The 12668-nt window shown below is 40.5% G+C and carries 11 protein-coding genes; 2 read left to right on the top strand and 9 right to left on the bottom strand.

Annotated elements, in window-relative coordinates:
- Positions 1 to 30: 30 nt before the first annotated feature.
- Positions 31 to 1947 (top strand): beta-ketoacyl synthase, encoded by a 1917-nt coding sequence (locus tag AC0L3Y_RS08900; protein ID WP_473470541.1) that lies wholly within the window; start codon positions 31 to 33, stop codon positions 1945 to 1947.
- Between the two features lie 116 nt (positions 1948 to 2063).
- On the opposite strand, the gene AC0L3Y_RS08895 is transcribed toward AC0L3Y_RS08900, so the two are convergent.
- From AC0L3Y_RS08895 to AC0L3Y_RS08860, 8 genes are all read right to left on the bottom strand, one after another.
- The gene (locus tag AC0L3Y_RS08895; RefSeq protein ID WP_473470540.1) at positions 2064 to 2822 is read right to left on the bottom strand and encodes an iron ABC transporter ATP-binding protein; all 759 of its coding nucleotides are present in this window, start codon (positions 2820 to 2822) and stop codon (positions 2064 to 2066) included.
- Positions 2819 to 3781 carry an iron chelate uptake ABC transporter family permease subunit gene (locus AC0L3Y_RS08890; RefSeq protein WP_473470539.1) on the bottom strand — a complete coding sequence of 321 codons (963 nt, stop codon included), beginning with the start codon at positions 3779 to 3781 and terminating at the stop codon, positions 2819 to 2821. Before AC0L3Y_RS08890 ends, AC0L3Y_RS08895 begins: the two co-directional genes overlap by 4 nt.
- Complete coding sequence (locus tag AC0L3Y_RS08885; RefSeq protein ID WP_473470538.1) at positions 3774 to 4736, bottom strand: ABC transporter permease; 963 nt, start codon at positions 4734 to 4736, stop codon at positions 3774 to 3776. Before AC0L3Y_RS08885 ends, AC0L3Y_RS08890 begins: the two co-directional genes overlap by 8 nt.
- Before the next feature lie 46 nt (positions 4737 to 4782).
- On the bottom strand, positions 4783 to 5688 hold the full coding sequence (locus AC0L3Y_RS08880; RefSeq protein ID WP_473470537.1) for a siderophore ABC transporter substrate-binding protein: 906 nt from the start codon (positions 5686 to 5688) through the stop codon (positions 4783 to 4785).
- Positions 5689 to 5884: 196 nt separating this feature from the next.
- Positions 5885 to 6310 carry a hypothetical protein gene (locus AC0L3Y_RS08875; RefSeq protein WP_473470536.1) on the bottom strand — a complete coding sequence of 142 codons (426 nt, stop codon included), beginning with the start codon at positions 6308 to 6310 and terminating at the stop codon, positions 5885 to 5887.
- A 44-nt stretch (positions 6311 to 6354) separates the two neighbouring features.
- Positions 6355 to 7230, bottom strand: coding sequence for an SDR family oxidoreductase (locus AC0L3Y_RS08870; RefSeq protein ID WP_473470534.1), 876 nt, complete (start codon positions 7228 to 7230; stop codon positions 6355 to 6357).
- Positions 7227 to 8006 carry a TatD family hydrolase gene (locus tag AC0L3Y_RS08865; RefSeq protein WP_473470533.1) on the bottom strand — a complete coding sequence of 260 codons (780 nt, stop codon included), beginning with the start codon at positions 8004 to 8006 and terminating at the stop codon, positions 7227 to 7229. The genes AC0L3Y_RS08870 and AC0L3Y_RS08865 overlap by 4 nt, the downstream gene beginning before the upstream one ends.
- Positions 8007 to 8117: 111 nt before the next feature.
- Positions 8118 to 9674 carry a phosphoenolpyruvate carboxykinase gene (locus tag AC0L3Y_RS08860; RefSeq protein ID WP_473470532.1) on the bottom strand — a complete coding sequence of 519 codons (1557 nt, stop codon included), beginning with the start codon at positions 9672 to 9674 and terminating at the stop codon, positions 8118 to 8120.
- A gap of 518 nt (positions 9675 to 10192) precedes the next feature.
- Here AC0L3Y_RS08860 and gndA point away from each other — a divergent pair.
- The gene (gene gndA, locus AC0L3Y_RS08855) at positions 10193 to 11716 is read left to right on the top strand and encodes an NADP-dependent phosphogluconate dehydrogenase (protein WP_473470531.1); all 1524 of its coding nucleotides are present in this window, start codon (positions 10193 to 10195) and stop codon (positions 11714 to 11716) included.
- Positions 11717 to 11841: 125 nt separating this feature from the next.
- On the opposite strand, the gene AC0L3Y_RS08850 is transcribed toward gndA, so the two are convergent.
- Positions 11842 to 12564 carry an RNA methyltransferase gene (locus AC0L3Y_RS08850; protein ID WP_473470530.1) on the bottom strand — a complete coding sequence of 241 codons (723 nt, stop codon included), beginning with the start codon at positions 12562 to 12564 and terminating at the stop codon, positions 11842 to 11844.
- Positions 12565 to 12668 lie beyond the last annotated feature (104 nt).

Here is a 12668-nt window from a genome sequence, read left to right as displayed (position 1 = left end):
TTTACCCACTCATCAAACGAGGAAATTCAATTGGCCCGTTTACCTGTTATTGTTGGCTTTGGCGGAATCAATTCGGCTGGTCGTACCTCTTCCCATCAAGCATATCGCCGTATTGTCTTTGATCTTCTCCCAAGTTCAATTCAGCAAGACGTGATACTAGACCTTGCGACTCTGACCAACATGGCTGAGCACAAAAACGGTATGTGGCATACAGACACTGGAGAAGAACTAGATTCCGCTTCCCTTGTTGATCGAATTGGTGACTCTTTACTGGCGCGCACCTTAATTCGTCGAATTCACCCAAGTTTATTTGATGTTGACCATGTTGTTCTTCATAAATCAGCGACCTTGAGTGCAAACCATTCAAAAGAAAAACTAAGTTTCACGACAAAAACACGTTCTTTACCAAAAGACCGTCCGACTAATTGGCAAGTTACTGAAATATCAGACACTCTGAGCGAAGTAACAGTTGATGGAAATTTAGAGACTTTCATCAAAGATACTCGCGCCCTTTCTGTCAAATCAGCAGGTCAGCTTCCTACAGGGTTCGATCCTTCAAAATTGTATCAAAGTCGAAACCATCCACGCGGCCTACAAATGACAGTGTATGGTGCATCTGACGCAATTAAGAGCAGTGGTATTGATTGGGAAACTATTCGTAGTAAGGTGGCACCAGATCAAATGGCTGTCTATGCAGCAAATTCCATAGGCCAAATGGACGACCTTGGTTTTGGTGGAATGTTGAAGTCTGCATTAATGGGCAAACGTACTACATCAAAACACCTACCTCTTGGTTATGCTCAAATGCCAGCCGACTTCGTTAACGCTTACATTTTAGGTAGTGTTGGCAGCGTAGGAACAGCAATTGGTGCTTGTGCAACCTACTTTTTCAATCTAGAAAAAGCCATCGATGGTATCAAAAGCGGAAAATTCCGTGTTGCCATGGTGGGTGGTAGCGACGCCCCAATTACACCGGAAATCATTGAAGGCTTCCGTACCATGGGCGCATTAGCTGAAGACACAGCATTACTTGCGTTAGATCAAATAAGTAATCAAGAAGAACCTGACCACACACGTAGTTGCCGCCCGTTTGCACAAAACTGTGGTTTCACTATCGGTGAATCTAGCCAATGGACATTATTAATGGATGATGAGCTCGCCATTGAACTGGGTGCTGAAATTTTTGGTGCCATCCCAGCGGTATTCTCTCATGCAGATGGTCACAAAAAGTCTATTTCAGCACCAGGAATTGGCAATTACTTGACCATGAGTAAAGCTATGGCTTACCTAGAAAACATAATAGGTAATGAAGGTTTAACAAAACGCACTTTCATTCAGGCTCACGGAACCAGCACACCTCAGAATAGAGTGACGGAATCTCATGTATTAAGTAAAGCAGCCACCAGCTTCGGTGCATCTGATATGCCAGTTGTTGCAATAAAAGCTTTCTTAGGTCACTCTCAGGGAACAGCTGGCGGTGATCAACTTCATCTATCTTTAGGTGTTTGGAAGGACGGTATTTTACCCGGCATCACAACATCACAAGAAGTAGCGGATGATGTCTACCAAGATGGCCTTAAATTCCAACTTGAACATGAAGCCTATGGAAAAGACTATTTTGAAGCTGCTCTTTTAAACTCAAAAGGGTTTGGCGGCAATAATGCAACAGCGGTCTTGCTTTCACCAAATCAAGTAATGAAAATGCTGAGTAAGCGCTATAGCTCAGCACAAATGGATGATTATAGATCTAAAAATGTGCAGGTTGCAGAATCTGCAGAAAACTATAACCAAGCCGCGATTAAAGGCGAAGCCCTACCTATCTACAAGTTTGGCTTCAATGTACTTGGCGGAGAAGACCTAGATATTAGTAATCAAGAAATCCGTCTTCCTAGCTATGACATTCCTGTCAGCCTTAATTTAGAAAACGACTTCTCTGATCTAAAGTAATCTAGCCAGATCACAATAGTTGTATCTTACGTAAAAATGCCTCTAATCTTAAACATAAGAAAGGAGGCATTTTTTATCTATTGACTAATATTGAGCCTAACTGAATATGGCTTTGCTTATAAATGATAAAAACCAATTGAGCGATTTTGAATTTGATGTATGCTCATGTCGATATCATATAAATCACGCATTATATCAACAGTCATGAGTTTTTCAGGTGAGCAGTCATAAACTACCGCCCCCTCTTTCATTGCAATGATCCTATCGGCATAACAAGATGCGAAATTAATGTCATGTAACACCACAACAACTTGCTTTCCAAGCTCATCCGCAGCGCGTCGAATAAGTTTCATAATATCCACAGCATGCTTCATATCTAGATTATTAAGAGGCTCATCAAGCAATAGGTATTTTGTATCCTGACAAAGTACCATCGCAATACAGGCACGCTGCCTTTGACCACCAGATAACTCATCTAAATACCGATCTTTCAAATCCTGTAGATTTAGATAATAAAGCGCCTTATCAATGTGCTCAAAATCTTCTTTTGTTAACCGACCTTGGCTATATGGAAAACGTCCGAATGCCACAAAATCATAGACAGTAAGACGCAGACTCATTGAATTATCTTGGCGTAAAATGGCCATTTTTTTAGCCAAAACCGCATTATCCGTTTGATGTACATCTAAATCGTCGATAGCGACTCGCCCTGAATCTGCGGTCTGCAATCGGCTCATGATTCCTAACAATGTTGATTTACCGGCACCATTAGGACCAATCAAGGCCGTTACTCCTTGATCAGACAAGGTTAAGTTAACGTCTTTCAACACTTGCGAACTACTGTAATATTTATTTACTGACTGAACCTCAATCATCTTCGACCTTGCTTCATAACCAAAATTAGAAAAAACACTCCGCCTATAAATTCAACAACAATGCTCAAACTTGTTCCAAATTTTAGAACGTATTCTAAAATTGCCTGACCGCCAACTAAAGTAATAATAGAAAGCAAAGCCGCCATAGGTATAACAAAGCGATGCTGATGACTACCACATATGGCATAAGCAAGATTTGCGACAAGAATCCCAAAGAAAGTCACAGGTCCAACTAATGCGGTCGATACAGACACCAAAAATGCAATCGCCATAATCAGCTTTAAGGTCAAAGACCGGCGATTCAAGCCAAGATTAATCGCCGCATCATCACCCAGTTGTAACACATCCAACAAATAACGCTGTCGCCATAACCAAACAGAAACAAGCAACATTAGACTGCCAGCAATTCCTAAAAGAGAACCATCGATTCGATTAAAGCTAGCAAACATAAAATCTTGCAAAACATCAAATTCAACCGGATCCATCATGCGTCCAATCAAGCTATTTAGGCTGCGGAATAAAACACCAAGTACAATTCCAACCAAGATCAAAACGGGTAAATCGCGCTTTTGACGTAAAAACAGCCAGTAATAAAGCCCGCATAAGGCCCCAGTCATCACCAAAACTTCAACCAACCATTTAAGCTGAGGGTGCAACTGAACAAAAGCAATCCGCCCAAGCCCTAACAACATTAGGGACTGCAGCAACATATAAAAAGCGTCAAACCCCATAATACCTGGGGTCAAAATACGGTTATGGGTCAAGGTTTGAAATAACACGGTGGAAAACGCAATAGCTACCCCAACTAAAATAATGGCAACGACCTTTTCTCCACGAAAAGGCAGAGTAAAAGCCCAACTGGCACGCACGTTTAGGGTCAAAAAAGCAGTGATAGCAAGAATAGAAACAACAGTAGCGATGACTAAACGAGTTGCTGGACTCAAATTAACATTAATCATGTGTGGCTTGAGTCCGTTTCAATAGCAAATAAATAAACAAAGCGCTTCCTAAAACCCCCATTACCGTACCAATGGGTATTTCATAAGGATATCGAATGACACGGCCCACAATATCGCAAAACAAAACTAAGACAGCACCCAGCCAAGCGACCCAAGGTAAACTACGCCGTAAATTATCTCCCATTAGAATGCTAATAACATTTGGCACAATCAAACCAAGAAAAGGAACCACACCAACAGTCACCACAGTCACTGACGACATAAAAGACACAATCACTAAACCCAGCAACATAATAGAACGATAATTCAGCCCCAAATTTAACGCCTGATGACGCCCTAAACCGAGTAGAGTAAAACGATTGGCGGCAATATAACCAACAATAGTCAACACCGCGCCAAGCCATAGCAACTCATACCGACCACGTAAAACAGCAGAAAAATCACCGTTCGTCCAATTAGACAAGGCTTGCATAAGATTATAACGGTAAGCTAAAAAAAGCGTGGCTGAACCAATAACGCCACCAAACATAATTCCAACAAGAGGCACCATGACAGGAGAGCGTAAAGGAATGGCTCGTAAGAGTCCGAGGAAAAGAAAACTCCCCAGCATAGCGAATGCCGTTGCGATAAGCATTTTAACAAACACGTTTAACTCAGGAGCAAACAAAGCAATTAATAACAGGCCTAACATGGCTGATTCTAATGTACCCGTTGTCCCAGGATCAACAAAGCGGTTACGTACTAACATTTGCATTAGTAAACCCGCAACAGCAAGAGACATACCCGATAACACTAAGGCAAGTGTTCTCGGGATACGGCTAATAAACAAAATCTGTTTATCTCGCTCAGAGTCGACCCACCATGAGAAGTCAGCCACTCCAATCAGTAAACTCACTACAACCAACAGAAGCAACACCAAGGTAGCTAAAGGCCATAAATACCAAGTAGTTGTCATTTACATCACTTAAAATAAAGAAATAGTTTGCAAAAACAGCACTCTGTTAATTAGAGACACCTTTCGCTACTTCGGCAACCATTTGTTCTACCGTGCTTAACCCTGACACAACCACATACCAATTTGCTGAATCTAAATAAATAATACGATTGTTTTTATATGCCTTAGTACGCTTCACTAAATCATTATCCAATGTGGCTCTTGCCGCACCATTTGCGACATCAATAGCACCATCACGATCGACAACAAAAATAACATCCGGATCAACATCTAACAGATATTCAAAAGAAATAGGATCGCCATGAGGACCTTTTTTAAACTCAGCCACTGCAGGCTCAAAACCTAATTCAGTATGCAACCAACCAAATCGTGAACCTTTTCCGTATGCACTCAATTTACCGCCGTTGGTCATAATGATCAGGCTTTTTCCAGACGATTTTGCAAGCTTTTTCGTTCTTGCGATGTCTTGGTCTAGTACTTTAAGACGCTGCTCTACTATGTCAGACTTATCAAACAATCTGCCTAAAGTGCGAGTAATAGATTTAAATTGATCAATAAAGCCATCTCCCCAGACAGTTAAATCAATCGTTGGAGCTAAGGCACTAAGATCTTTGTAGGCTTTAGATGAGCGATTAGCAATAACAATAAGGTCAGGCTGAAGTGAAGCCACGACTTCATAGTCAGGTTCAAATAAAGAGCCAATATTAATGTATTTATCTGAGCGGTATTTCTTCAGTCTTTCAGGCAATACCGCTTGCGGCAAACCTGTAACTTGCACACCCAAAGTATCTAAGGTATCTAAAGTCGCTAAATCATAGGTCAAAACAGTATCTAACGGCGTTTTCACCTGAGTTGTTCCTTGTGAATGCTCTACTGACATATCAGCATAAGCAACTGACACCAAAGATAAAAGCGCACCGATTAGTGCAAAACGCCATACTGAAGAAAACACATCAACCCCCCATAAATCTAAATAGAAACAATTATCAAATGTATTCTAGAGATAAGAAAGTTTCTGTCAATGACAGTTTCACATATCTATAAAAACAATCAGGTACATCATTTTTCAGTGGTACAAAAAAATCGCCACTATGGACCCATATAAGAATGAGCCAATAGTAGCGATATATTGAATTAAAAAAGTAAAACTAGTCTTTAAATATAGACCGAGAAGAACGCCAAAAAGGCAATATCAATGCGGCTATTAAACAGTTAATTACTCCGTAAGACAGCAGATACACACTCTCTAACGAGCTAAGATTCAAGTATAAATTTAAAACAACATAATTTGGCACTATTATAAATAACCATATTCCTAGCACTAAAAAAAAGCGGCCAAAAGCCGAAGTTCCTTTAACTCGAACCAAAAGCCAAGCGACAAAAAGCACATGTATAAAAATAGAACAAGCAAAAAGTACTAGTACACTTATAGAAGGATACTGAGGCTTATCACCAGTATTATTAATAGCACCTTCTAAGAATGACAAAGAAGGCGCTAAAGAATACCAAGCAATGGCCGCCAGTATTTGAAACAAGAATACCAACATGATTGCTTTATAATTAAGCTTATACACAGTACCTCCTACTTTTACGTTTATATGCAGTCACCCATTGACTACTAACTTGCTTGATATAATCCTTTCACTAAGTTTCTTAACTTCGAACGCCATGGGCGCTGTTTAATACCAAAGTGATTAAATATTTTTCGGCAAGATAACGACTGTCTTCGCATCACACTTTCTTGTGTATCCGAAAATTCATCCCCAATCGCTTCAACTTCCACCTGCGCTTTTGGATCAAACTGGCCAGATGTAGCTAAAATTGCTTCAACCAAACCAATCCAACTAATCTCTTCAGCACAACAATAATGATAGACACCTTTATTTTCTGAACCATAGTGCCCTTGATTAACCATTGAAAAAATAACCCTAACTAAATCAGAAATCGGTGTAGGACTACCAATCAAGTCATCTTTATAAGCAAGATTAACGCCATCTTGAATTAAACCCAGTGTTCGACAAACAAAGTCATCACCTTGGCCACTAAATAACCACCCTGTTCGCAGAACAATATTATCAGGATGACTTAGCACAATTGATTCAGCCTCTATTAAAGCAAGAGCATAAGATTCTCTACTATCAGGCTCATCAGTTTCCGTATAAGGCGCATCTTTAGTTCCAGAAAAAACTCTGGCACTACTAATCATTATAAAAGGTGTATTTTCCCTATTGCTCAAATGACGTAAAGTCGATTGAAATTTCCCATAATCATCTTGTAGAGCATACCGCAAACTTAACGCATCAATCACCACATCAAACCGCAGAGCATCTAACTCTTCTTTTGCACCATCTCCTAACAAAACGGATTCTTCTGGACATAACCACTCAAACTCATTCTTTCCTTCAGAGAGTTGCAATAGTGACGAACCAACTTCTGTAGTACTCCCTAAAAGAAGTATACGAATTGACGCATTAATATCTTGTACTGTATTCAAAGCAACCCCTCATGCCACCTAGGAAAAATCCTATGTAGATTATCATACGTCTGCGCCGTAATCTGCTCTACCGTTTCTCCTCTTATTTGCGCAACATGTTCTGCAACAATAGGAATAGAAAGTGGCGTATTAATTTGTCCCTGAAAGCCATTAAGCGGCATATCAGGAGAATCCGTCTCTAGTACAAATGCACTACTGTCTAAAGCACTTAAAACACGATGTGCCTTTTTTGCTCTAGGATAAGTAATGGTTCCCCCTACTCCAAGAACAAAACCAAAATCAATAAAGCGTTTCGCTTGCTCTAGACTACCGTTAAACGCATGAACAATACCTCCGCATTTAAATCCAGTCTCACGTAAACACCTAAGAACAAGGTCATAACTTTTTCTAGCATGCAATATCACAGGTAAATCTAATGACTTAGCAACCACCAACTGGCGAGAAAAATAATTAATTTGGACATCCATATCAACAGAACCCGGCCAATCATCCAAACCTATTTCACCAACAGCAATAGCATGAGCTTTCTCGCATTGATCCCCAAGTAAATCTATTTCCGCTAACAATGATTCCCTCAAAAAATAAGGATGCAATCCATAGGCTGCTCGCCATTGTGGATAACGTGCGACAAGTGTCTGTAATTTAGACCAGCTTGAATAGGTTGTCGCCGGTATAAGAAAACCCAACACCCCCTCCTTCAAGCACCGTGACATCAACTCATCACGTTGATCGTCAAACACATCAAAATCAAAATGACAATGGCTATCTATTAACATATACAAAAGATTACATTATTTACGGTATGAAGCGCTAGCTTATAAAACGATCAAAAACAAAAAAGCCGTGCAAAATGCACGGCTTTTGTGAATAACCGGAAAGAAAACAGTCTATAGTGATGGGCCAGCCTTAACAATAGCCTCTGATACAGTATCGAATTTCTTAAAGTTTTCCACAAACTGAGCAATCAAATTCTTCGCTTGCTCTTCGTATGCCACTTGATCAGACCAAGTTTTTCGTGGATTAAGCAACAGGGTATCGACACCTGGCACCTCGGTTGGCACATCTAAATTCACATCATCTAAATGCTCAGTATTAGCTCCGACCAAAGCTCCAGATTGAATTGCTGTAATAACTGCACGGGTCGTTGGGATACTGAAGCGCTTACCACCTTGACCGTGTGCTCCACCCGTCCAACCAGTATTTACCAAGTAAACTTGACTACCGAACTCTTCAATACGCTTAATTAGAAGATCCGCATACACATCGGCAGCACGAGGAAAGAAAGGTGCACCAAAACAAGTAGAGAAGGTAGACTTAATACCTGTTCCCGCACCAACTTCAGTAGAGCCAACCAGTGCAGTGTAACCACTTAAGAAATGGTAAGCCGCCGCTTCTTTAGATAAAATAGAAACTGGTGGCAAGACACCAGTCAAATCACAAGTCAAAAAGATAATCGCATTCGGCTCTCCGGCGCGATTACCTGCCGCTCGTTTCTCTATATGTTCACGAGGATAACCTGCACGGCCATTTTGAGTTAATGATGTATCCGCATAATCCGCCACTCGCGTTTCAGCGTCTAATACAACATTTTCTACGATGGCCCCGAATTTAATCGCATCCCAAATGATAGGTTCATTCTTTTTAGACAAATCAATTGTTTTAGCGTAACAACCACCTTCTATATTGAAAACCGTATCTTTACCCCAACCATGCTCATCATCACCAATCAAGAAACGCTCAGGATCAGCTGATAAGGTCGTTTTCCCCGTACCTGACAAGCCAAAAAACAAAGTAACATCATCATCAGAACCTACATTTGCGGCACAATGCATTGGTAACACATCGTGTGCTGGCAATAGATAGTTTTGCACAGAGAACATCGCTTTCTTCATTTCACCCGCATAACGCATACCCGCGATCAACACTTTTCGCTCAGCAAAGTTCAAAATGACACAACCGTCCGAATTAGTTCCATCACGCTCAGGTTCACACACAAAATTTGGTGCATTTAAAATCTGCCATTCTCCTTTCATTGAAGGATTATAGGTTTCTGGGCGTATAAATAAATTACGACCAAACAGCTGATGCCATGCTGTTTCAGTGCGCATAATCACGGGTAAATAATATTCATCCCCGGCACCAACATGAAGGTTTGACTCAAACGATTCTCGATTGTCTAAATAATCCGTCACTCTATTCCACAAAGGCGCAAATTTAGCCTCAGGAAATGGTCGATTAACTGCCCCCCACTGAATATTACCCTTGCTAGACGATTCTTCCACAATAAAACGATCCATCGGAGAACGCCCTGTACGCGCGCCTGTCTCAACGACCAGAGCTCCATTATCAGCAAGAACTCCTTCATTATTCAGAAGGGCTTTTTCAACCAACTGAGGTGTTGTTAAATTTTTGTGTGTTCGAATCGCACTTGTTGGGGCATTCATGTCGCTAAATCCTCTGAGCTATAAAGATTAGTCTGGTCATTTGGGTTGTTGCAGGCATCTCTTCCTACACTTTGATACTAACAAAACAATCTAAAAAAACACATCCTTATAACAATATGTTATTTTATTACCATTATGAAAGAATAATAAAAAATATAAAGCTTTGATTTGTATGACAAAATACTAAAAAACGGAGTTTTTGATCATATTTGCGAAAGACCAATACAATTTGCCATTTTAGTGAGCAGTGATCTTGTAATTTTCTTTCTTTTTTGTCGTCTTCATACTCAAAAAGCTAATTGCTCAATAATTTATTTTATAGAAATAAAAAAAATATCTATTGCTCTAGCTCAAGAAAAGCCATTCATGATGCAACCTTTCTATTTAAAATCATCAAAAAAAAGTAATTATTTAAGCTTTTCGCACTTTCAATGTGCCCTGAACTGTCGTGCTTCATGGTAAGATTATTTCTTCAATTCCCCCCAATTGTTAATTGCTCAAAAGGTTGATCGATATTTATGTTAAAAACGAATCAGAACTGCAATATTGGATTTGTCGGCCTGGGTGTCATGGGTAAAAACTTAGCCTTAAATTTAGCCGATCATGGTTACCGAGTTGCTGGTTTTGATCTTGATGCACATAAAATTAAAGACGTTCTTGATACAGAAGTAAAAGAACGCTCTGACTTATCTTCTGAACCTAGAATTATTGGCTGCTCAAGCATGGAAGACATGCTTTCAAACTTAGTAAAACCTCGTGTTATCGTTGTTTTAGTACCCGCTGGAAGTCCTGTTGATGCAGTTTGTGACAACCTTATTAAAGCAGGTTTAGAAACCGACGACATCGTTGTAGATTGCGGCAACAGCCAATGGACAGACACTATCCGTCGCGAATCTGAATACAAAGAAAAATTCAAGTTCTTCGGCACTGCTGTATCTGGTGGCGAAGTAGGTGCACGCTTTGGTCCATCACTAATGCCAGGCGGTGATGCTGACTCCTGGAAATACCTACAACCCATGTGGGAAGCGGTTGCGGCTAAAGTAGACAAAGATGGCAAACCTATCATTAGTAACACACCAGGCAAACCTGTTACGGAAGGTGAACCTTGTACTGCTTATCTAGGACCAAACGGTGCTGGCCATTATGTAAAAATGGTACATAACGGCATCGAATATGCGGATATGCAGCTTATTTGTGAATCCTACCATCTACTGCGTTCGTTATTAGGTTATGAGCCAGAAGAGATTGGTAAGCTATTTGAAAAATGGAACCAAGGTGTTTTAAACAGTTATCTTGTTGAAATTACAGCCGACATTCTTCAACAATATGACCAAGCAACAGGTGCGCCACTTGTAGATATGATTCTTGATAGTGCTGGCCAAAAAGGTACAGGCCGCTGGACATCCATCAGCGCGACTCAAATGGGCGTTCCTGCTGGCATCATCAGTGAATCTGTTTATGCACGTGCGCTAAGTACATTAACAGGCGAACGCGAGCACGCGGCAAGTAAACTGGTTGCAGATGTAGAAAGTGGTGAAATTGAAGCAGAAGAAGTTGAAAAAGCGATTGAAGAAGCTCTCTATTGCGCGAAAATTTGTGCTTATGCTCAAGGCTTCCAACTAATGCGTGCAGCACAAAAAGAATATAATTGGACGCTTAACTTCAGCGATATTGCGAAAATTTGGCGTGGTGGTTGTATCATTCGCGCTTCTTTCTTACAAAAAATTGCTGATGCTTTTATTGAAAATCCAGAACTTGAAAATCTATTGCTTAGCGATTACTTCGCAGACGCTATGGCAAGTAAACAAGCCGGTCTTCGTAAAACAGTTGTCTTAGCTGCTCAATCAGGTATTCCAGCACCATCAATATTCTCTGCACTAGCGTATTTTGACGGCTACCGTTCTGAAGTATTACCAGCCAACCTCTTACAAGCACAACGAGATTACTTTGGCGCTCACACCTATGAGCGAGTAGATGCAGAGCCAGGTCAGAAATTCCATACTTTCTGGCAAGAAGAAGGTCGTCCAGAGCGTAAAGCCTGATTTAAAAACAGAACCTAAACCATCTACAAAAAACGCAGACTAAATAAAATTCAGTCTGCGTTTTTTTATGTACTCAACCTCTACTATTTGGCTTTAAAAAAACAAACACATCAAATATAAAAGCGCTATTTTTTCATTTGCTTTTCCATTGACGTAAGCATCCCTCTCAGCATTCCTAACTCTTGCTGATCTAACCGAGAACGTTGAAACAAACGACGAAAACGAGTCATCACCTGCATAGGCATATCAGGATCTAAAAACTCAGTTTGTACCAATACTTTTTCAAGATGCTCAAGTAGATAACCTGTTTGTTCTACAGTCGCTGCAGGTACATCCCATTTACTAGTCACAATAGGTTCGTCTTTCATCATTAGGGATTTCATGCGCAGTTCATAAGCAATTACTTGCACCGCAGCACCTAAATTCAGTGAACTGAAAGTTTCAACAGAAGGAATATGAACATGATAATTACAACGCTGTAACTCTTCGTTTGTTAATCCTCGATCTTCGCGGCCAAAAACAAACGCAGTTTCTAAACCTTCATCAAACACCAAATCTGCTGCTTGCCTTGGGTCAACCAATGGCCAAGGAATATTACGTTCACGAGCACTGGTTCCTATAACTAGCTGACAATCTGCAAGAGCCTCTTCTAATGTTTCTACCACCACCGCATTTTCTAATATGTCCGTTGCACCAGATGCACGACTTACCGCCTCGTCACTTGGATACTGTTTAGGTGCTACAAGATAAAGATCTGCTAATCCCATGTTTTTCATGGCACGCGCTGCGCCTCCGATATTTCCTGGATGCGATGTGTTAACAAGGACAATTCTTACTTTATTTTGCATTATGTGGGTACCAATAATAGCGGTCTGATAAATCCGCCTATCTTAACAGATATTTTTAACAAAGCTCCAAGTTGATCAGTTTTCCATCAAAACATCACTGGTAA

This window comes from Marinomonas sp. GJ51-14 (assembly GCF_055808695.1).
This window is presented reverse-complemented; position numbering and strand designations above follow the sequence as displayed.